Annotated in this window: 16 protein-coding genes; 11 read left to right on the forward strand and 5 right to left on the reverse strand. The window is 29.5% G+C overall.

All coding sequences use genetic code 11. The annotated features are described in order from the left end of the window. Positions 1-246: 246 nt before the first annotated feature. On the reverse strand, positions 247-2,634 hold the full coding sequence (locus tag BXQ17_RS10070; RefSeq protein ID WP_077810523.1) for a polysaccharide lyase 6 family protein: 2,388 nt from the start codon (positions 2,632-2,634) through the stop codon (positions 247-249). Positions 2,635-2,872: 238 nt separating this feature from the next. Here BXQ17_RS10070 and BXQ17_RS10075 point away from each other — a divergent pair, with 238 nt between their 5' ends. The 4 genes from BXQ17_RS10075 to BXQ17_RS10090 all read left to right on the forward strand — a co-directional run bounded on the left by BXQ17_RS10075 (position 2,873) and on the right by BXQ17_RS10090 (position 6,306). Next, complete coding sequence (locus BXQ17_RS10075) at positions 2,873-3,454, forward strand: HupE/UreJ family protein (protein ID WP_077810524.1); 582 nt, start codon at positions 2,873-2,875, stop codon at positions 3,452-3,454. Positions 3,455-3,515: 61 nt separating this feature from the next. Continuing rightward, positions 3,516-3,941, forward strand: coding sequence for a dCMP deaminase family protein (locus BXQ17_RS10080; RefSeq protein WP_077810525.1), 426 nt, complete (start codon positions 3,516-3,518; stop codon positions 3,939-3,941). Then, entirely contained in the window at positions 3,934-5,529 is a 1,596-nt protein-coding gene (locus BXQ17_RS10085) for a S41 family peptidase (RefSeq protein WP_077810526.1), read from the forward strand. The genes BXQ17_RS10080 and BXQ17_RS10085 overlap by 8 nt, the downstream gene beginning before the upstream one ends. A 15-nt stretch (positions 5,530-5,544) precedes the next feature. Continuing rightward, positions 5,545-6,306: a UDP-2,3-diacylglucosamine diphosphatase gene (locus BXQ17_RS10090; protein WP_077810527.1), complete on the forward strand. Its 762-nt coding sequence runs from the start codon at positions 5,545-5,547 to the stop codon at positions 6,304-6,306. A 76-nt stretch (positions 6,307-6,382) separates the two neighbouring features. Here the strand turns inward: BXQ17_RS10090 and BXQ17_RS10095 are convergent, their stop codons facing one another. The 4 genes from BXQ17_RS10095 to BXQ17_RS10110 form a co-directional block, all read right to left on the reverse strand. Then, positions 6,383-9,160 carry a TonB-dependent receptor gene (locus tag BXQ17_RS10095; protein WP_077810528.1) on the reverse strand — a complete coding sequence of 926 codons (2,778 nt, stop codon included), beginning with the start codon at positions 9,158-9,160 and terminating at the stop codon, positions 6,383-6,385. Between the two features lie 160 nt (positions 9,161-9,320). Continuing rightward, on the reverse strand, positions 9,321-12,257 hold the full coding sequence (locus BXQ17_RS10100) for a TonB-dependent receptor (RefSeq protein ID WP_077810529.1): 2,937 nt from the start codon (positions 12,255-12,257) through the stop codon (positions 9,321-9,323). Positions 12,258-12,277: 20 nt separating this feature from the next. Further along, positions 12,278-13,267: a FecR family protein gene (locus BXQ17_RS10105; protein ID WP_077810530.1), complete on the reverse strand. Its 990-nt coding sequence runs from the start codon at positions 13,265-13,267 to the stop codon at positions 12,278-12,280. Positions 13,268-13,336: 69 nt separating this feature from the next. Then, positions 13,337-13,903, reverse strand: a complete 567-nt coding sequence (locus BXQ17_RS10110; protein ID WP_077810531.1) for an RNA polymerase sigma factor — start codon at positions 13,901-13,903, stop codon at positions 13,337-13,339. Between the two features lie 149 nt (positions 13,904-14,052). On the opposite strand from BXQ17_RS10110, the gene BXQ17_RS10115 reads away from it, so the two are divergent. From BXQ17_RS10115 to BXQ17_RS10145, 7 genes are all read left to right on the forward strand, one after another. Continuing rightward, positions 14,053-15,042 carry a MoxR family ATPase gene (locus tag BXQ17_RS10115; RefSeq protein WP_077810532.1) on the forward strand — a complete coding sequence of 330 codons (990 nt, stop codon included), beginning with the start codon at positions 14,053-14,055 and terminating at the stop codon, positions 15,040-15,042. A 66-nt stretch (positions 15,043-15,108) separates the two neighbouring features. After that, a complete protein-coding gene (locus BXQ17_RS10120; RefSeq protein WP_077810533.1) occupies positions 15,109-15,978 on the forward strand; it encodes a DUF58 domain-containing protein in 870 nt (289 codons plus the stop codon). 37 nt (positions 15,979-16,015) lie between these two features. Continuing rightward, positions 16,016-16,963 carry a BatD family protein gene (locus BXQ17_RS10125; RefSeq protein WP_254712366.1) on the forward strand — a complete coding sequence of 316 codons (948 nt, stop codon included), beginning with the start codon at positions 16,016-16,018 and terminating at the stop codon, positions 16,961-16,963. Continuing rightward, positions 16,950-17,957 (forward strand): VWA domain-containing protein, encoded by a 1,008-nt coding sequence (locus BXQ17_RS10130; protein ID WP_077810534.1) that lies wholly within the window; start codon positions 16,950-16,952, stop codon positions 17,955-17,957. Before BXQ17_RS10125 ends, BXQ17_RS10130 begins: the two co-directional genes overlap by 14 nt. Beyond that, positions 17,958-19,007, forward strand: a complete 1,050-nt coding sequence (locus BXQ17_RS10135; protein WP_149025897.1) for a VWA domain-containing protein — start codon at positions 17,958-17,960, stop codon at positions 19,005-19,007. Positions 19,008-19,072: 65 nt separating this feature from the next. After that, positions 19,073-19,897, forward strand: a complete 825-nt coding sequence (locus tag BXQ17_RS10140) for a tetratricopeptide repeat protein (RefSeq protein ID WP_254712367.1) — start codon at positions 19,073-19,075, stop codon at positions 19,895-19,897. Positions 19,898-19,921: 24 nt separating this feature from the next. Further along, entirely contained in the window at positions 19,922-21,694 is a 1,773-nt protein-coding gene (locus BXQ17_RS10145) for a BatD family protein (RefSeq protein ID WP_077810536.1), read from the forward strand.

The following is a 21,694-nucleotide window of genomic DNA, read 5'->3' on the forward strand; positions in this document are numbered from 1 at the left end:
AAAATTTTTAAAATGTAGTTAATGTTTCGTTGTCAAATTGACAATTTAGCCTGTAATTTCTGCTAAAATCACAATTGGTTTACCAAATTGGTAAACCAAATATAGGTTTTATATTTCAATTTTTGAAATATTTTATAATATTAAGAAATCAGTAAAAAAATATCATTTGTGAATTTATCATAAATTTAAGTCAATTTTAAAACGAATTTCACTTAAAACAGTTTAAAAAAATGAATGCTTTTCATTTTAAAAATTTTCACTTTTTAAACCAATATGGGCTCTCTTATTATTTTTCTTTAGTAATTCTGATTTCTCACTTGGAATAAACAATACTTGATTTTCCCATTTAGGATTCTTATAAATTAGATTTACCTTCTTAGCATTTTTACTAACTTTTACAAATCCGCTAGTATAAATTAAACAATTAGAAACAAGGTTTTTACTTCCTTTTAAATCTAACGGAACTTTAATTTTATAACTTTTTTCGAATACCGAATTAGATATTTCTACTTTGTGTATTCCGTTTGTCTTTAAAAATTGTCCTTTTTCTTTATTATTCACCTTACTAAACACACAGTTTTTAACAACCAAATTTCCTCCAGGAATTTCTGGTGTTGGTATTTTTCTAATATAATTTACCGCTTCTCCTTCAATATTCTTAAAAATAGTATTTTGTAAAATAATGTTATTTGCATTAATTTTACCAATGATATCTTTATCGTAAGATAAATTTAAACCTCTGTAATTATCTTCGAATTTCGAATTCTTAAAACTTAAAGTATCTGCTAATGTACCGTTGTATGCTTTAAAAACACTACCACCATTTTTGTTATTAAAATTTTTAAAAGTTACATTATTTACATATACATTATACAAACCGCCTTCTTGTTTGTTAGGAGATACTATTGCGTATTTAGGTGATTTTATTTCTCCGTTTAAAGTAACATTAGACAACTTAAATGTTGCACCTTCATTTACTCTAAAAATATAATCTAATTGCTTTTCTACATCGTTACTTACAGAGATTACAGAAACTCCTTTTTGTACGCCCACAATTGTAATATTGTTAGTTATTTTAATTTTTTTCTTTAATAAAAACTCTCCTGCTTCTAATTTTAAAACCGCTCCTTTAGTGGCAATTTTTATAGCTTCTTCTAGAGTTGAAACTCCGGGTTTTACTAATATTTCTTGCTTTTTTACCTTTGGTGCAACTATTTTTGGTTTCCAGCCTGGTCCTGCTCTTAAACTCAAAGCAATCGGCAATCTGTTTGAACCTAAATTAAAAGCGCCTACATTTAATACTGATCTTAATTTTCTAGTAATGTCTTTTACAGGACTTAAATTATTCTTAGTTGCTTTAAGTAAATCTTGATTTTCTTTTGTCGGAATTGGATAATTTTTTAATTCTTTCCAATTGATTTTAGTCTTTATAAATCCTACAATGTCTGCATCAGTTGCATCAATATAATTTGTATTAAAATTAATACCAGAAACAGCATCTAAAAACTGTACATTATTTGCAGCTTTATTGTTAAAAATTAGATTGTTAGAAAAATTAACATTTTCTGGAGCTAAGGTTTTCTCATCGTCTTTACCTGCACCAAAAACTATCGGACCCGAATTTATAATTGTATTATTTTGAATGTCTACATTTTTAACTTGATGGTATCTATTTAAAGGTGAATTTAAAACTCCATTCATTAATACAATAGAACCTCTATAACCTTCTCCTTGCAAACCAATTAGTAAATTATTTTTGATTATATGTCCAGAGTTTATTACTCTAATACCTCCAGTTTTACTAACACTGTTACCTAAAAAAACATTTCGTTCTACCAAAGCATTATTACCATGTCTCAATGTTAAGGTTCCTTTACTACCAACAAACAAATTATCCCTAAAAATATTATCACCAGATTTATTAGAGATGATTTCTATTTCTCCGTTACAGCTTGCAAACACATTTCTTTCTACTAAAGTTTTAGAAGATTTCATAGAGTTTGTGCTAGTCCCAATTCTAATAGTTTCTCCGCCGTTTTCACCAAGTTCTTCTCTAAAACCAAATAAATTATTATCAATTCTGTGGTTATTTTCTATATGCTCATCTCCTTTTAACCAAACAACTAATGTGGTTCCGGCACTAGTTTTTCCTGTAAAATTATTATGATCTACTCTGTTGTTTTTTCCCCAAATATCTACCCAATGATCTTTTACACCTGGCGTAACTTTATAATAAGAAATTGTAGAATTAGTTAAGCGACAATTATTAGCAAATAACTTAGCATTCTTCTTAAACTGAACAACAGACTTGTAAGTAGAATATCCGTCTTTAAACCACAAACCGCTTACAATAATAAAATCTCCGTATATATTTAATGTAGAATTTCCTGTGATAATAACCTTTCCTGCGGTTTCTGCTTTTATTACAATTGGCAAATCTTTAATACCTTTACCATAAGCATTAATTTCGACATCTTTCCAAACACCATTTTTAAGAATAAGTACATCACCAGCTTTTGCTTTTTTAATTGCCTCATTATATTCAGAAATACTAGCAACAAATTTTTCTTGAGCTTCAAAATCATGAGTATTAAAGAAAAGAATTACAATATAAATTAGAAGATATTTTTTCATTAAAGATTATTTTAAAAATAAATAAATGGTAAATACTAGTTCAAAAGCAGTACTTTTTAGAGACTAATTAAATGATTTACAAATAACTAAACCAATTCAAAACAAACCAACAACACAAATATAACTATATTATTATTGGTAAACCAAACTGGTTTACCAATAATAATAGTTTCTAAAATAATTTAGCGTTGTTTTAAGTTTTTAATATCTTTGGTTTTCCTCTAAATTCAAGAAAAAAATGGACGATTTTATTTTATACTTTAAAATGGGTCTAAACCACGTGTTAGACTTTAATGCTTACGATCATATTTTATTTTTAATTGTTTTGGCAGTTGTTTTCAACTTTAATCAATTAAAAAAAGTTTTATGGTTGGTTACACTTTTTACAATTGGCCATTCTATAACCTTAGCTTTATCTGCTTATGGTATTTTAAATATAGACATGAAACTAATAGAGTTTTTAATACCTGTTACTATTTTTATTACAGGTGTTATAAACGTTTTTACTGCGAAAAAATCATCTTATGGTAAAGAAAATACCAACTTAGTTTTTGCTTTATTCTTTGGTTTAATTCATGGTTTAGGTTTTTCTAATTATTTTAAAATGATGATAGGTAAAGAAGAAGATAAATTAATGCCTTTGTTAGAATTTGCTGTTGGTATAGAAGCTGCACAAATTATAATTGTTTTAGGAATCTTAATTATTGGTACTCTTTTACAAAACTTTTTTAAGGTTACAAGAAGAGATTGGATTTTAGTTTGTTCTTCTATCGTAATCGGTTTTTCTATACAAATGATGCTAGACAGAGTTTTTTGGTAATTATAAATTTTGACTAATAATTAACGTCTTTATTCTATTAATCTTTTTACTTTCGTAGACTATGACAGAAAAAAAGCAATTAAAATACGATAAAGCTTACTTAAGAATGGCTTTAGAATGGGGAAAACTTTCTCACTGTAAACGCAAACAAGTAGGTGCTTTAATTGTAAAAGATAGAATGATTATTTCAGACGGATTTAACGGAACCCCAACGGGTTTTGACAACTGTTGTGAAGATGATAACGGAGATACAAAGTGGGAAGTTTTACACGCAGAGGCTAACGCAATTTTAAAAGTTGCAGGTTCTACTCAATCTGCAAAAGGTGCAACACTTTACATTACTTTATCTCCTTGTACACAATGCAGTAAACTAATACATCAAGCAGGTATTAAAAGAGTTGTTTATGCAAATGCATACAAAGATCTATCTGGTTTAAAATTTTTAGAAAAGGCTGGTGTCGAATTAATGAATTTACCTTATGAATAAAAAAAACCTTCCATTATTTCTTGCAGTTGCAGTTGTTTTTGGAATTTTAATAGGATTATCTTTTGGCGGAAACTCTAGCAGTTTACTTTCTTTTTCCAAAAGCTCTTCTCAAGAACAAAAAATAAAAAAACTTATCAATTTTATAGAAAACGATTATGTAGACAAAGTTTCTACAGATAGTTTATTAGACGGTGCAATTACGCAAATGTTGGGTAAATTAGACCCACACTCTGTTTATATTCCTAAAGAAAACCTGCAAGCTGTTAAAGAAAACATGCAAGGTAACTTTGTTGGTATTGGTGTTCAATTTAGAATGATTTCAGACTCAATAACAGTAATTCAGCCTATAAAAGGAGGCCCAAGTATTAAAGCCGGAATAAAAGCCGGCGACAGAATCTTAATGGCAAACCAAGACACTTTATTTGGGCAAAATATGTTTAACAAGTTTGGTGTAAATGTTTTTGCTAACAAAGTGCCAGAATACTTAAAAGGAGAACCTGGTACCACAGTAGAACTTCAAATTTATAGAAAAAGTACAGATTCTATTTTTACCGTAGATGTTACTCGCGGTAAAGTAAACATTAAAAGTGTAGATTTATCTTACATGATTAACGACTCTATTGGCTACATAAAGCTAGATCGTTTTGCAAGAAACACGTATTCAGAATTTAAATCATCATTAAATAGTTTAATAGCCGATGGTATGACAGATTTAGTTTTAGATCTTCGTGGCAACGGCGGTGGTTTTATAGACATTGCAAACAGTATTGTTGATGAGTTTTTAGAAGACGATAAATTAATTGTTTTTACAAAAGATAATAAAGGCGATATCGACGAATCTTTTGCAACATCTAAAGGAGATTTTGAAAAAGGTGGTTTATATGTTTTAATCGACGAAAACTCAGCATCAGCATCAGAAATTGTTGCCGGTGCTTTGCAAGACAACGACAAAGGAACCATAATTGGTAGACGTTCTTTTGGTAAAGGTTTAGTGCAAATAGAAATGGATTTAGGCGATGGTTCTGCAGTAAGATTAACTACTGCTCGTTATTACACACCAACCGGTAGATCAATTCAAAAACCATATGCTGGTAACGGAAATAGCAACTATTATAAAGACTATCAAGAAAGAATTAATAGAGGAGAATTACTAAATAAAGACAGTATAAAAGTAGTAGATTCTTTAAGTTTTAAAACACCTAAAGGAAAAATAGTTTATGGCGGTGGCGGTATTATTCCTGATGTTTTTGTTGCTGTAGACACAACCTCTTACATGAATCGATATTATTTTAATACAATTAACGATTTTGCTTTTGATTATGTAGATAATAATAGAAAAGAATTATCTACTTGGAATATCGAATCTTTTATACGTGATTTTGATACAGACGACAAAATATACAATACTTATTTATCAGAAATTAAAGACAAAATAAAACCTTCTTTTAGAACAAAACAAAGCATTAAAAAATACCTAAAAGCATCTATTGCAAACGTACTTTTTGGCGATGTTGGTTTTTATAGAATTATTCATAAAGACGACAAAATGCTTCAAAAAGTTTTAGAGTTGGAAACTAACAACGAATAGCTTTACTTTGTAGCAATGATTTCTATTACTACAACCAATAATAAAAAAGTATATTTTGCTTCAGATCAACATCTAGGAGCACCAACTGCAGAAGCAAGTTTTCCTAGAGAACAACGGTTTGTAAATTGGTTAAATACTATTAAAAAAGATGCTGAAGCTATTTTTTTATTAGGCGATTTGTTCGACTTTTGGTTTGAATACAAAGCAGTTGTACCTAAAGGATTTGTTAGAGTCTTAGGCAAACTTGCAGAAATCAAAGATGCTGGAATTCCTATTTACTTTTTCGTTGGAAACCATGATTTATGGATGAACGATTATTTTGAAAAGGAATTAAATATTCCGGTATTTCACAGTCCGCAAGAGTTTAAAATAAATCATAAAGTTTTTTTAATAGGACATGGTGATGGTTTAGGCCCAGGAGACAAAGGCTATAAACGCATGAAAAAAGTATTTACTTTTCCTTTATTTAAATGGATGTTTAGGTGGCTTCACCCAGATTTAGGTGTTAAGTTAGGGCAATATATGTCTGTAAAAAATAAAATGATTTCTGGTGATGAAGACGCTAAGTTTTTAGGAGAAGATAACGAATGGCTAGTACAATATTGTAAAAAGAAGCTAACACAAAAACACTACGATTATTTTGTTTTTGGGCATAGACATCTTCCTTTAGAAATAAAACTAAAAGAAAATTCTACTTACATAAACTTAGGTGACTGGATTCAGTATTTTACATTTGGTGAATTCGAAAACGAAACACTTTCTCTTAAAAAGGACTAATATTTCTCTATGTTAATATAAAAAAAACGCTACTTTTTCAAGTAGCGTTTTTCAATTAATCAAATATAATTATTCTTTAGAACTGGTAGTTTAAAGATAAATTAAACATTGTACCTAACTGGCTAAAGTGGTAACCATCATACGTCATTTGAGAATAACGTTGGTTAAAAGTTATCAAGTTAGATTGATTTTTAATTGCTGCCGGATCATTAATAATTGCTGTTCCTGCTGCGTTTTCTGCTTTAAAGCTCCATTCTGGTAGAACATTAAATAAATTATTAACGTTTAAAGCTAAAGTTAACTTTTCTGTAGCGTTAAAGTTGATTCCTAAATCTGTAACAACTTTTGGTGTAAACTCTGTTCTTAAATTAGCATCTAAACCTTGTTGTTTAAATGTTGTTTTACCAAAATACGTGTTGTTTAAAGAGAATCCCCACTTATTAATATCATAAGTAGAACCTAAAATCCATTTTGTTTGTGGCCTTGAAGTAAAAAACAATGCTTCTTGAGTTGCATTAACAACAGACTGACCTGTAGCAGCTACAGAAGCAGGGTTTTTAACTTCGCCATCTCTCTCATTTTTAATTGTATAGTTACCCGATAAATTAAATCCTAATTTACCATCTCCTAATTCTATTTTATTATAACCAATAACAACATCTAAACCAGAAGTTTTAGTGTCTAAAGCATTTACGAAAAAGCTTAAATCTGATAAACCATCAAATGCTGGTAAAGCTGGTGGTGTAATTTCTGTACTTAGAACAATTCTATCTTCTACATTAATACTATAATAATCTACTGTAAAACTTAGGTTTCTGTTTACTTTTCCTCCTAAACCTAAAGTGAAGTTTGTAGAAGTTTCTTCTTTTAATTTAGGTATTCCTAACAATCCTGCCTGAGAAGATACATTGTTAACCAAACCACCTACTTGAATACCTTGACCTGGCACAAAACTATATTGAGCTTTTTGTGTATAAATTTGATGTAATGTTGGTGCTCTAAACCCTGTAGATAAAGAACCTCTTAATGTATACTTATCATTTATTGTGTAAGCACCACTTGCTTTCCAAACAAAAGCATTTCCAAAATCTGAATAATTTTCACTTCTAATTGTACCATCTAAAGTTAAATTCTCTGTAGGATTCCAGTTTAAAGAAGCATAACCACCAAAGTTATAACGTGTAAATTGTCCTGAATTTTCTGGGCTATTTCCTGCGAAAGAATCTGCTCCTCCACCATCATAAGAACCTAATTCACCTTCTATAATTTCAAAAGTTTCATACCTAAATTCTGTACCAAAAGCAACACTTAAATTATCAGAAAGAATCTTAGAAACATCAATATTACCTACATTATGAGAAAAAGAAGTTCCTCCTGGATCAAAAGATTTTTTACTGTTTTCTCTATATAATTGAGAACCTTCTGTAACTTCACCATCATCAATTGTTCCGTTATTATTTGCATCTACCCAAGTAGAAGGAGAATACACAAAGTTTCTATTATGAGAGTTGTTTACTTTATAAGTTTGCGAGTTTCCACCGGTTGTAAAACTTGCATCAACATTCCAATCGTTAATTACAGATTTAAAACCAACTGTAGCATTGTAATCATTTAAATCTCCTTCAAAAGTTGGCACATAACCATCATAACCTCCTGCTGTATTTGGGTTGTCTCCTGGAAAGAAATCTGCTAAATAAGGAAAATCTGTAACGGTTCTCCAATACGGCGTTCTATAGTTTGCAAAAGAATTTACTTTCTTATTTACAAATGCAGCATTAAAATATAAGTTAGACTGCTCACTTAATTTATAAGAACCATTAATTAAAAATTTAGCAGCAGCAGTTTCTGGCGCTCCGTTAATGTTTCCTGCATCTGGTCTTCTAGATAAAAACTCTTGAACATCTGCAATATTTGCTCCAAAATCTGCAGCTTCTCCAGCAGCATCTACTGTTCCTGGTCTATTTGACAAACTTGTTTTAGAAAAATCTACTGTATAATTAATAAAACCTTTGTCATCACCAATAGTAGATCCATTATTTACACTTACACCAAACATTTCTCCGTCACCTTCAGAAGTAATTCCTGTTCTTAAAGTTGCAGAACCTGCATTTGGGCTATCTTTTAATATAATATTTATTACACCTGCAATAGCATCAGAACCATATTGCGCAGAAGCACCATCTCTTAAAACCTCTACAGATTTAATTGCATCTGTTGGTATACCAGAAATATCTGAACCTGTTTCTCCTCTACCTGGAGAAGTTTGTGTATACAATAATGCACTTAAATTTTTACGTTTACCGTTTATAAGAATTAACGTTCTACTTGGCCCCATATTTCTAATTTCATAAGGATCTAGTAAAGATGTTGCATCGTTAACAGGAGTTTGTACCGTATTAAAAGAAGGTATTTTGTACTGTAATGCTTTATCAAAAGTTGTTTGTCCTGTAGAAACCAAATCTTTAGATGAAACGATATCTATTGGTAACGGACTTTTTGTATTACTACGAGCTGGTGCTCTAGAACCCGTAATTACAATTTCATTTAAAGACTCATCTCCTTCTTCTATTGTAATGTTTAGAAAAGAAGTATCTGTAACATTAATTTGTTTTGTTTTATAGCCTATAGAAGATACTACTAATGTAGCTGGTAAATTTTTAACGTTAAGGCTAAACTCTCCAGAATCACTTGTAGTTGTTCCTATAGAAGTTCCTTTAACCAAAACATTCATAAAAGGTAATGCACTACCAGATTTGTCTGTAATTTTCCCTTTTATAGTTTGTGCCATAAACCCAAGTGGTAGCATAAACATAAAAGCAACTGTAAATAGTTTTAATAAATACTTTTGTCTCATAAATAAATTATTAGTTAGTAAATGTGTTTAAATTGAACTATCCATTTTAACAAAATGAATTGCTCGATTTATTACATAAGACAAAAAAAATAAAAGTATACTCTTTTTAAATTGACTTTTTTTCAATAAAAATCAAAAAACTTAAATGAATCATCAGTATTTATAATTTTATATTCAATTTTGTGTAGTAAAAAGAACCATTTGTTCCCATTTGCGTAGCATCCCACAAACCTCCGCTATCAGTAAAGCTTTCTTGTTTTGTAGGGTAAATATTAAAAAGATTATTTGCGCCAATTTGCAAATTTATAAGTCTATTAAATTGATAACTAAAATGTAAGTCTGTTGTTAATTTTGGCTGATAAATATCTATAGAAGCATCTAACCTTTCTACTTCTGAATTATTAAAATTAGCTAAATCTTGACTAATTTGCCAATCGATTAGTTTAACGCTACTAAATCTTGTAAAATTTAAAGCCGTTTTAAGTTTTTTATACTGATAATTTACACCCAAACTAAATTTGTTATTTGGTGCAGAAGCTAGTAAATATTGTTGTTCTCTTTTGCCAAAAAAAGTTTCTTCATCTAACTCTTTATTATTAATATCTGTAATTATCATGTGATTGATATTTCCAGAAAAGTCTAATGAAAGCTTGCTGTTTTCAAAATTCTTATACCAATTTAAAACAACATCTATACCAGTTGTTTTTGTACTAACTCCGTTTGCAAAAAACTGTACATTTTCGATGCCTAAACCCAAATCTGATGCATCAAAATTACCGCTTAAAATTATTCTGTCTTTAACTGCAACGTAATAAGCATCAAAGGTTGCATTTAAAGACTTATTAAATTTTGTAGCAAAACCTAAACTAAAGTTTTTGGCTTTTTCTTCTTTTAATTTTTCAATATTAAACCTTCTAGCAATAGGACTATTATTGGGCACTAAAAAAGACTCTGACGGCTTGCTGCCAATAAAATTAGTAAACGTTAAGTTGTAATATATTTGTGCTAAAGATGGCGCTCTAAAACCGGTGCTATAAGAACCTCTTAAATTAAGTTTATCTGAAATTTTGTATCGAGAAGCAAACTTAAAATTTAATGTGCTACCAAAATCACTGTAATACTCGTATCTAACAGCAGAACCAATCATAAATTTTTTAGAAAAATCTACTTCTGTATCTAAATAAAAACTAAAATTAGAGCGACTTTTATCTAACTCATTTTCTGGAGAATACCCAGGAAAACCTTGTGAACCGCCAGGTCTTATTTTACCATTAAACGTTTTATAATCTTCTAAAGAAGTATCAGAATTTACTAAATTATCATTTACATCGTAAGCAGCATAAGAGGCTTCTTCACCAGAAAAAATTTTATATTTATCTAAACGATGCTCTAAACCAAGTGCCACATTAAATCCGTAAGTGTTTTCATTAAAATATTTTGAAAAATCGACACTTGTTGTATTCTGAATTAATTGATGTCCGCCTGCATCAAACTCTGTGGGCGAATTTTCTACCAAAGTTGCATTTAAGGTGTTTTTAATAAAGTAATGAAAGTTATTTCTTCCGAAGGTATTATTTAAATCGACACTCCAATCTTTATACGTTGTTAGCAAACCAACCGAAAAAGAATTGTCAATTATTTTTGAAGTGATTAAAGGATTGAATCCTGTTGGATAAATTTCTAGAACATTTCGTTCGCTTTGCTGTTTTCTTGTAAAGGCAAAAGCTTCTGTATTTTTATAATTTACGCCTCCGTTAAAGTAGAGTTTTGTCGATTTATAAATAGGAATTTCTGAGTTTAAAAAAAAACTTACTCCTTTTACCTCTGCTTGCCCGTATTTTTCTCTAGCTTCTGTTGCTGGTCTTGTGGTGTTTTCTAAAGAAATTGCTTCTGCAGAAAAATTAAAAAATCCATTTTTACTTATTTTTGTTCCGTAGTTTAAACCCAATTTAGTAGTAAAACCATCTGTTCTTTTCGGAAAAAAACGATTAGGATCTGCATTGTAAAAACCAAAAGTAGACTTAACATCTAGTGAATTATCATTGTCTTTTAGAACAATGTTTAATACACCCGCAATTGCATCTGAACCATATTGAGCAGAAGCGCCATCTCTTAAAAGTTCTATTCTTTTAATTGCTGAAATAGGAATTGCATTTAAATCTGTACCAGAATTACCTCTACCGCGTGTACCATAAAGGTTAATTAAAGAAGCTTGATGCCTTCTTTTACCATTAATTAAAACTAGTGTTTGATCTGGCCCCAAACCTCTAATAGTTGCCGGATCTATATGATCTGCGCCATCTGCACCAGATTGTTTGGTAGCATTAAATGAAGGAATTGCATATTGCAAAAATTGATTGACTTCTACTTGACTACTTTTTGCAGCTGTTTTTTCGATATCTATAAAATCTATTGCAACAGGCGTATCGCTTGCAACTCTGTTTTTATTTCTAGAACCCACCACTTGTACTTCATCTAAATCTTGTCCTGATGCTAATATTATGGTGTGAAATTTATTTGGATACAATTGTAATATTCTAGAATTATGACCAATAAAACTAACAACAATACTGTTGTTGGATAAAACCTCGAATTCAAATGTTCCATCTGTATTTGTAGTTGTGCCTACTAAAGTTTTTTCTTCTTGCAATGTTGCACCGCTTAAAGGAATATTTTCTGAACTTAAAACAATACCTTTAACTGTAATTTTTTTATTTAAAAATGCGCTATCAACAACAATATCTTTTTTAAAAACGGTATTTCCTCTAGCATGAATTTTTCGTTTATTAGACTCTTTCTTTTTGTAAATAACGTAATAACTATTTCCTAAATCGTCAAATAAAAAGGGTGTAATTTTTTCTAATAAAGAAATAGATTCTTTTAAAGATAAGTTTACAAAACTTTCTTCTTGCACAAACTTATTTGCTAGTAAATTAGCGTTATATGTAAAAAAAATCTTGTGTTCGTTACTAATTTTATCTAATAAAACAGCTAAAGGAACTTTTTCTTTTTTATGATTTTGAGAAAGTGTAGGTAAGGTGTTAAATGCAACAAAAACAAGTAATAAAAATTTTAAAAATACTATTTTCGAAAACATCTATAAATTTAAAATTACACTTATTTTTTGCTAATTACTAAAGAGTTGTCTTCTTTAACAATTGCTACATTTACAGATTTTTCTATTGCTTGTAAACAAATATCTATGTTGGTAATTGGTACAGCACCTGTAATTGATAATTTTTTACTCTCTTCATCTTTAAAAATAATAGAAAACCCATAAGATTCTTTTATTTTTTCCATTGCATCTTCTAAAGATAAGTTATCGAACAATAAAGAACCGTTTTTCCATGAAGTTTTTATTCTAGCATTAAAAATGTTTTTATCTTCTAATACTTTATTTTTTTCTGATGAATACGAAATATAGTTCCCCGGAATCATCTTTTTATCTTGGCCGTTTTTAAGTTTTAGCCAAATATTTCCTTCTTCTAAAAACACATCTGTTTTCTTTCTTTTGGTACTTACGTTAAAAGATGTTCCGTAGACTTCTACAGACAAATCATCTGTTAACACCCAAAACTTAGCATTGGTTGCTATTTTTTTATCAACCTGAAAAAAGGCTTCACCTTTTAACCAAACTTTTCTACTTTCATTTTTATAATAAGATAAACTAGAATTAGAATTTAGTGTAACATCACTACCGTCTTTAAGTTTAATCGTTAAAATTTCTCCGTAATTTGTTTTATGCGTAATTCTAGTATTTCTATTGATAAAATACACACCTAAAACCATCAATAGAAGAATTGATGCAACTGCACCATATTTATGTAAATGTCTTAATTTTCTTTTTGGTTGTTTTTGTTTTGCTTTAATTTTAGCTTCTAATTTTTGCCATTCGAAAGCAACTTTTTCTTTACCAACTTGTTTTTTATTAAAAGAAACACCAATAACAAGATCTTTAGCTTCATTCACTAAATCTTGTTTATCAGGATTATTAGCTATCCAAAAATCCCAAAAACCCACATCGGTTCCGTTGTTTTGAAAAACCCAATTTTTAAATGAATTATCATCTAAAAAATCGTTTATGCTATCATAATTTTTCTTACTCATTATCTATTAAATGTATAGAATCTATTTGTATAAGGTATTTATTGCTTTTTTATACCCTTATTTTTTTTATTAAAACTTAAATAATTTTATAATCGAAATTTCTTCCTTTAAGTTTTTAATTGCTTTATGTAAAGTATTTACGACACTTTGGTAGTTAATACCCATTATTTCAGAAATTTCTTTCGCTTTTAAACCGCTGTAATATTTTAAGTAAACTGCCTCTTTTTGTCTTTTTGGTAATTTATTTAAAAGCTGTGTTAAATTTTTATTTTTAAAGCTTTCAACTTCTTGATTTGTTATCAACTCCTCTGCCGTAAATTGAATGTCTACAAAATTTTCATTTGAAAAATCTGTTGGTTTTACTTTTTCGTTTTTCTTAATTACTTTTAATAAAAATCGTTTGTAAGATGTAAAAAGGTAAGGTGCAATTGTATCTAAATCGCTTAAATTTTCTCTATGTTCATAAACGTACATAAAAAAGTCTTGCAAAGTATCTTCTGTTAGCGCTTCATCTTTACTTATCTTTAAACCGTAACTATGTAAATTAGAGTAATAAGTTTCAAAAAGAACAGAAAACGCTTTTAAATCACCTTCTTTTAAAGATTTCCATAAATATTTGTCTGTTAATTTTTCCATTTATATTTTTAAGGGCTAATAATTGTTTAAAAATAACAAAAATATATCAATCATCTTTAACCTACTTTTAACAAAAACAAATATGTTAAAATTGTAGTTTTGTTACTATAAGATTATTACGAGATATATAACGCCTAATATAAAATACAATGGATATAGATGTAAGAGCTATTAATGAAAAAATTGAGAGAGAAAGTGCTTTTATAGACATTCTTACTTTAGAAATGAACAAAGTTATTGTAGGTCAAAAGCAAATGATAGAAAGTTTGCTAATTGGTTTACTTGGTAATGGTCATATTTTACTAGAAGGTGTGCCTGGTTTGGCAAAAACCCTAGCAATTAACACGCTATCTAAAGCAGTACAAGGTAGTTTTAGTAGAGTACAATTTACACCAGATTTACTACCTGCAGATGTTGTTGGAACCATGATTTACAACATGAAAGAAAACGACTTTGCAATTAAAAAAGGACCAATTTTTGCAAACTTTGTTTTAGCAGATGAGATTAACAGAGCACCAGCAAAAGTACAATCTGCGCTATTAGAAGCAATGCAAGAGCGTCAAATTACCATTGGCGACACAACCTTTAAATTAGACGAACCATTCTTAGTAATGGCAACTCAAAACCCTGTAGAACAAGAAGGTACTTACCCATTACCAGAAGCACAGGTAGATAGATTTATGCTTAAAGTTGTAATAGATTATCCTAAGTTACAAGACGAGCAAGTAATTATGCGTCAAAATTTAACTGGCGGATTCGCAAAAGTAAATCCAGTAATTTCTGTAGACCAAATTATTAAAGCAAGAGAAGTTGCTAATGAGGTTTATATGGATGAAAAAATAGAAAAATACATACTAGACATCATTTTTGCGACACGTTATCCAGAAAAATACAACTTACCACAATTAAAAGATTTAATAAATTTTGGTGCATCACCTCGTGGAAGCATCAATTTAGCCAAAGCAGCTAAATGTTATGCTTTTATAAAACGAAGAGGTTATGTAATACCAGAAGACGTTAGAGCTGTTGTAAAAGATGTTTTACGTCACAGAATTGGTATTACTTATGAAGCAGAAGCAGAAAATGTAACATCTGTAGACATTATCAATTCTATTATTAACGAAGTAGAAGTGCCATAGAAGCTATTAGCAATTTGCCTTTAGCCTTTCGCTAAAAGCTAACTCACTAAAAGCCAAAAGCAAAAAATGGATACAAAAGAAATACTTAAAAAAGTTCGTAAAATAGAAATTAAGACAAAGCGTTTGTCTAATGATATTTTTGGCGGAGAATACCATTCTTCTTTCAAAGGGCGTGGTATGACTTTTTCTGAAGTTCGCCAATATCAATTTGGTGATGATGTTAGAGCAATCGATTGGAATGTAACAGCAAGATACAACGAACCGTATATTAAAGTTTTTGAAGAAGAAAGAGAACTAACCATGATGCTTTTAGTAGACGTATCTGGATCAGAACTTTTTGGTACTTCAACACAATTTAAAAAAGACACAGTTACAGAAATTGCAGCAACACTTGCGTTTTCTGCAACTCAAAACAACGATAAAGTTGGTTTAATTTTATTTTCTGATGATATAGAACTCTTCATTCCTCCTAAAAAAGGAAAAAGTCATGTTTTACGAATTATTAGAGAATTAATCGAGTTTCAACCTAAAAGTAAAAAAACTAATATTGCAGCAGCATTAAAGTTTTTATCTAGTGTGCTTAAAAAAAGAGCAATTGTTTTTATGTTATCAGATTTTATGGATGATGATTATGAAAAAACACTAAAAATAGCTGCAAAAAAGCACGATTTAACTGGTATTCGAGTTTTTGATAAACATGATGAAGAAATTCCTAATCTAGGAATGGTGCCAATGTTAGATGCAGAAACAGGTAACATTTTAACTATAAATACTGCATCAAAATCTGTAAGAACAAATTATAAAGCAAACGCCTTAAGACTAACAGATTATTACTTAAACATGTTTAAAAGAAGTGGTGCAGGTGCCGTAAATACTAGAGTAGACGAAAATTATGTAAAAAAATTATTAAGATATTTTAAGCATAAAGGAAAGTAAATTAACAAAATATCAGTTCGGGTGAATTTTGAGAAGAATGAACAAATTAGTATCGAAAGCTAAAATGATGAAAAAACAGATATTCTATATATTATTTCTTATTTCGACCATAAGTTTTGCACAAAACCCAATGGTAAAAGCAGAAATTGATACAACCAATATTAGAATTGGAGAACAGTTTCAATTAAAAATTTCTGTAGATGAAACAAAGAATGTAATTATTCCGAAGATAAAATTAAAAGGTTTAGAAATTGTAGACTCTACAAAAGTAGATACTCTTAAAAATAGCTTAATTAGAAAATACATTTTAACAGGTTTTGATAGCGGTGCATTTTACATTCCGCAACAACAAATCTTTGTAAAAAACCAAGCTTATTTAACAGATTCTTTATTGGTAAATGTTGCTACAATCGCTGTAGATACTACAAAAGTCAAGAAATTTCCAATTAAAGCCATAAAAGCAGAACCATATACTTTCGACGATTTTAAAATCTACATTTATATTGCTTTGGCTATTTTGGCAATTATTGGTTTTTGGATTTATTGGTTCGTAATCAGAAAAAGAAAAGAGGAAGAAGAAGCGCCAACTTACAGAACTTTGCCTCCTTACGAAGAAGCTATTTTTAAATTAAATGAATTAGACGAAAAACTATTGTGGCAAAACAATAAAGTAAAAGAATATTATTCTGAACTAACAGAAATTGTTAGAGGTTACATCGAAAGAGAATTAAATGTACCTGCTTTAGAAAACACCACAGATGAAGTTTTAGAAATGATTAACGATTTTAAAAAGTCTGATACAATAGAAACTTCTAAAGAAACAATTGCCAAGTTAAAAGATTTACTACGTGAAGCAGATTTAGTAAAATTTGCAAAATCGAAACCATTAGCAATAGAAATAGAAGACGATAGAAAAGACGCAGAATTTATTATAGGAAATTTAAAACCTAAACAAATAACAGCACAAGAAGATGAACTGGAGTAATTTCGAATTTTTAAATATTGAGTTTCTCTGGCTATTAATATTAATTCCGTTATTAGCTGTTTGGCATTTTTTTATGCGAAAAAAAGATGCAGCAGTTTTAACAATGCCAAGTATTAAAGGTTTTAAAGCAGAAACATCTATTCTAGCAAAGTTAAAACCGATACTTTACGTTTTAAGATTATTAGCTTTAGCCGCAATTATTGTAGCATTGGCAAGACCAAGAAATGTTTCTGTTAGTAAAAAAACAAAAACAAATAAAGGAATCGATATTGTAATGGCAATCGATATTTCTGCAAGTATGCTTGCAAGAGATTTAAAACCAAACAGACTAGAAGCACTTAAAAAGGTTGCTGTAAATTTTATAGACAGAAGGCCAAACGATAGAATTGGTATTGTTGTTTACGCAGGTGAAAGTTTTACAAAAACACCTATAACTAGTGATAAAGGCATTGTAAAAAGATCCATTTCTGAATTAAAATGGGGACAATTAGAAAACGGAACTGCAATAGGAATGGGTTTAGGTTCTGGAGTTAACAGGCTTAAAGAAAGTAAAGCTAAAAGTAAAGTAATTATTTTACTAACAGATGGTGTAAATAACTCTGGTAATATCGACCCGAGAACAGCAACAGAGTTGGCAAAAGAATTAAACATTAAAGTGTATACTATTGGTATTGGTACAAATGGTATGGCAGATTTTCCTTGGAGTAGAGACCCAAGAACAGGCAAATTAAACTTTAGAAAGCAACAAGTAACAATAGACGAAAAACTTTTAGAAGAAATTGCTGCAGAAACAGAAGGAAAATATTTTAGAGCTACAGATAATGAATCTTTAAAAGAGATTTATGATGAAATTGACAAGCTAGAAAAAACTAAAATAGAAGAGTTTAAGTATTACAATTACCAAGAAAAATTTAGAATTTTTGTCTTTTTAGGTTTAAGCCTATTAGTTTTAGAATTTATTTTAAGAAACACATTATTTAAGAGTTTTATATAAATGTACAGAATAGAAGAACCAATTTATTTTTATTTACTTACAATCATTCCGGTAATGGTTGTTATTTTCTTGTTGGTTTTTTGGTGGAAAAAAAGAACACAACGCAAGTTTTCTAATGCTCTTTTGTTAAAAAAATTAGCACCAAACTCATCAGCTTTTAAAACTACTTTAAAATTAGTTTTTCTACTGTTAGGAATTAGCTTTTTAATTATTTCTCTAACAAACCCAAAAATGGGTACAAAACTAAAAACTGTAAAAAGAGAAGGTGTAGATATTGTTTTTGCTTTAGATGTTTCTAAAAGTATGCTTGCAGAAGACATTGCACCAAATAGATTAGAAAAAGCAAAACAAATTATCTCTAAAACAATAGATAAATTAGGCTCTGATAGAGTTGGTATTATTGTTTATGCAGGTAATTCTTATCCGTTATTACCCATAACTACAGATCACGGTGCCGCAAATATGTTTTTACAAAACGCCAATCCAGATATGGTTTCTAGCCAAGGTACAGATATTAATGGCGCTTTAGAACTAGCAAAAACGTATTATAATAATGACGATCAAACAAATCGTTTTTTAATTATTCTTTCTGATGGTGAAGATCATCAAGAAGAAACAAAACAAGTTGCACAAAACTTAGCTAACGAAGGTGTAAAAATTTATACTGTTGGCGTTGGTACAGAAAAAGGAGGACCAATACCAATGCGTTTAAATGGCTCTATGATTGGCTATAAAAAAGATAATAAAGGCGAAACTGTAATTACAAAACGTAAACCAGAAGTTTTAAAAGGAATTGCAGATATAGCTGATGGCGCTTATATTGATGGTAATATCACCGAGAAACCTGTAAATGCTATGGCAGAGATAATTGCCAATGCAGAAAAAAATGAATTCGAAACCAAACAATTTTCTGATTATAAAGATCAGTTTCAATGGTTTTTGGCATTAGGTTTGCTATTTCTAGTGATAGATGTATTCTTATTTGATAAGAAAACAAAATGGCTAAGAAAAGTAGATTTATTTAATGAAGAAAAGAATCTAAAAAAATAGTAGAACACAACTTCTATTAATACTTATTATAACCAAGTATTTTGAAGTAAAAAACAAAACAGATAATGAAGTTTACATACATAGTAGTTGTCTTTTTAATGCTATTTTCAACAAAAGAAATAGTAGCGCAAAAAGATACTGTAGCACAACAAAGAATTGCACGTAAAATGTTACGTCAAGGTAACGAGCTTTATAACAAACAACAATTTACAGATGCTTCTGTGGCTTATCAAAAAGCATTAGGCAACAATTCTAATTACGATAAAGCTACTTATAATTTAGGTAATGCTTTTTATCAGAATAAAAATTTTAAAGAAGCAATTCCTCAATACGAATTAACAGCAAAAACTGCAACAAACAAGCTTACAAGAGCAGAAGCTTACCATAATATTGGTAATGCCATGATGGAATCTAAAAATTACCAAGGTGCTGTAGATGCTTTTAAAAATTCTTTAAGAAATAATCCTAAAGATGATGAAACTCGTTACAATTTAGCCGTTGCTCAAAAGCTTTTAGAAAAAGAAAAGCAAGACAATAAAGACGACAAAAACAAAGACAAGGATAAAGATAAAAAAGACAAAAATAAAGACGACAAGAATAAAGACGACAAGAATAAAGATAAGAACGAAGACAATAAAGACCAAAAAGACAAAGATAAAAAAGACGAGAATAAAGACGGTGATGGTGACAAGGATAAAGACAAAAAGCAAGATCCTAAAAAAGACAATAAAAAAGATCAGCAAAAACCAAAACCACAACAGGGTAAAATGACTCCGCAGCAAGTTAAACAATTGCTAGAAAGTTTAAATAACGAAGAGAAAAAAACCCAAAAGAAAATGAATGCCAAAAAAGCAAAGGGTAAAAAAGTAAAACAAGAAAAAGATTGGTAAATTAGCCGTTTACAGAAAAAGAAGATGAAGTCGAAAGTTTACATATCCGTAATTATTTGCTTATTAAGTTTTTCTTTTGTTGCACAAGAAGCAACATTAAAAACGAAAGTCAGCAAAAACAAACTAGGTGTTAATCAGCGTTTAAGAGTTGTTTTTTCTATTGACAAACAAGGCGGAGATAATTTTACTCCTCCTAATTTTACCAATTTTAAAATTGTTGGTGGGCCAAGTCAATCTGTTAGCCAAAGTATCAGTTCTACACCAAGTGGTAGAAAAGTTACATTTTCGCAATCTTATACATACATCATTCAGCCAAAAAGAAAAGGAGAGCTTTCTATAGGAAGCGCATCTGTTACTTTTAATGGAAAAACAATAAAATCAGATCCTGTAAAAATTATTGTTTTAGATGCTGTAGAAATTCCAAAAGACCCTAACGACCCAAATTATATTGCACAACAAAACATACATTTAGTTGCAGAAATTTCTAAATCTAGACCTTATGTTGGCGAAGGTGTTTATGTAGAATACAGATTATATGTAAGTGAAAATGTAAGCGTTTACGATACAAACGTTACCGAAGCACCAAAATATAATGGTTTCTGGAATCAGAACATTAAAATTAACGGTTTTCCTGTAAAAATGGGAAAATACAATGGTGAAAATTATAGATATATTGTACTTCAGAAAGCCTTACTAATTCCTACAAAAACGGGTAAACTTTCGATAGATCCCATGAAAATGGATATCGTAATTGGTGTACCTTCTGGCAGAACAGATTTCTTTGGAAATGCAATTACAATAAATGTTAGAAGAGAATTTGCTTCTGCTAAAAAAATCATCAATCCAAGGGCATTACCTTTAGAAGGAAAACCCGCTAACTTTAACGGGGCCGTTGGTCAGTTTAAATTTGATGTTGCGCTTAGTAAAGAGTTATTAAAAGCAAACGAAAGTAGCCAAGTAAAAGTAAAAGTTTCTGGTAATGGTAATTTAAACTTATTTGAGTTGCCAGAAGTAGAAACTCCGGCAGAATTAGAAATGTATCAGCCAGAACGCAAAGAAAACACACGTGTTGGCGCTAGCGGAATTTCTGGTTACATTACAGATAATTACACGGTAGTTCCTCAATATAAAGGAAAATATAAAATACCAAGTATTTCGTTTTCTTACTTTAATCCGAAAGAGAAAAAATACAAAACTATTGCTACAGAAGATTTATTTGTAAATGTTTTAGAAGGCAAAGAATTGGTAACTGTAGATACAACTCTTGTAAGAAAACAAAATGTTGTTACAACAGGTAATAACTTTAGATATATTGCAATAAAAACAGATTTTATTACAACTGTACAAAAAGACTTTTTTAAGTCTACCTTGTTCTATATTCTTTTAATTTTACCATTTATAGCAATACCAATTATTTTATTTTTAGCTAGAAAAGCAGAAGAAAGAAATAACGATGTTATTGGTAATAAAACTAGAAAAGCAAACAAACTAGTTAAAAAATATTTATCTGAAGCTAAAAAACAGTTAGGTAAAAAAGAAGCTTTTTACGAAGCTTTAGAAAGAGCTTTACACAATTACTTAAAAGCTAAATTAGGAATAGAAACTTCTGACATTAGTAAAGAAAAAATAACAGAAATATTAGAAAACAAAGGTGTAGATAAAGATGCTATTTTAAAATTTATTGATGTTTTAAAAAGTTCTGATTTTGCTAGATACACTCCATTTACAGCTACTCAAATGAAAGAAGAGTTTGAAAGAGCAAAAGAAGTTATTGTTCAATTAGATAAACAGTTATAA

Source organism: Polaribacter sp. BM10, from assembly GCF_002005425.1.
In the GTDB taxonomy this organism is placed as follows: domain Bacteria; phylum Bacteroidota; class Bacteroidia; order Flavobacteriales; family Flavobacteriaceae; genus Polaribacter; species Polaribacter marinaquae.

Coding starts and splice junctions, on each gene's coding strand:
- BXQ17_RS10075 (WP_077810524.1), top strand. CDS start 2,873: ATGGACGATTTTATTTTATACTTTAAAATGGGTCTAAACCACGTGTTA.
- BXQ17_RS10145 (WP_077810536.1), top strand. CDS start 19,922: ATGAAGTCGAAAGTTTACATATCCGTAATTATTTGCTTATTAAGTTTT.
- BXQ17_RS10110 (WP_077810531.1), bottom strand. CDS start 13,903: ATGGAAAAATTAACAGACAAATATTTATGGAAATCTTTAAAAGAAGGT.
- BXQ17_RS10095 (WP_077810528.1), bottom strand. CDS start 9,160: ATGAGACAAAAGTATTTATTAAAACTATTTACAGTTGCTTTTATGTTT.
- BXQ17_RS10140 (WP_254712367.1), top strand. CDS start 19,073: ATGAAGTTTACATACATAGTAGTTGTCTTTTTAATGCTATTTTCAACA.
- BXQ17_RS10135 (WP_149025897.1), top strand. CDS start 17,958: ATGTACAGAATAGAAGAACCAATTTATTTTTATTTACTTACAATCATT.
- BXQ17_RS10100 (WP_077810529.1), bottom strand. CDS start 12,257: ATGTTTTCGAAAATAGTATTTTTAAAATTTTTATTACTTGTTTTTGTT.
- BXQ17_RS10105 (WP_077810530.1), bottom strand. CDS start 13,267: ATGAGTAAGAAAAATTATGATAGCATAAACGATTTTTTAGATGATAAT.
- BXQ17_RS10080 (WP_077810525.1), top strand. CDS start 3,516: ATGACAGAAAAAAAGCAATTAAAATACGATAAAGCTTACTTAAGAATG.
- BXQ17_RS10070 (WP_077810523.1), bottom strand. CDS start 2,634: ATGAAAAAATATCTTCTAATTTATATTGTAATTCTTTTCTTTAATACT.
- BXQ17_RS10090 (WP_077810527.1), top strand. CDS start 5,545: ATGATTTCTATTACTACAACCAATAATAAAAAAGTATATTTTGCTTCA.
- BXQ17_RS10125 (WP_254712366.1), top strand. CDS start 16,016: ATGAACAAATTAGTATCGAAAGCTAAAATGATGAAAAAACAGATATTC.
- BXQ17_RS10115 (WP_077810532.1), top strand. CDS start 14,053: ATGGATATAGATGTAAGAGCTATTAATGAAAAAATTGAGAGAGAAAGT.
- BXQ17_RS10120 (WP_077810533.1), top strand. CDS start 15,109: ATGGATACAAAAGAAATACTTAAAAAAGTTCGTAAAATAGAAATTAAG.
- BXQ17_RS10130 (WP_077810534.1), top strand. CDS start 16,950: ATGAACTGGAGTAATTTCGAATTTTTAAATATTGAGTTTCTCTGGCTA.
- BXQ17_RS10085 (WP_077810526.1), top strand. CDS start 3,934: ATGAATAAAAAAAACCTTCCATTATTTCTTGCAGTTGCAGTTGTTTTT.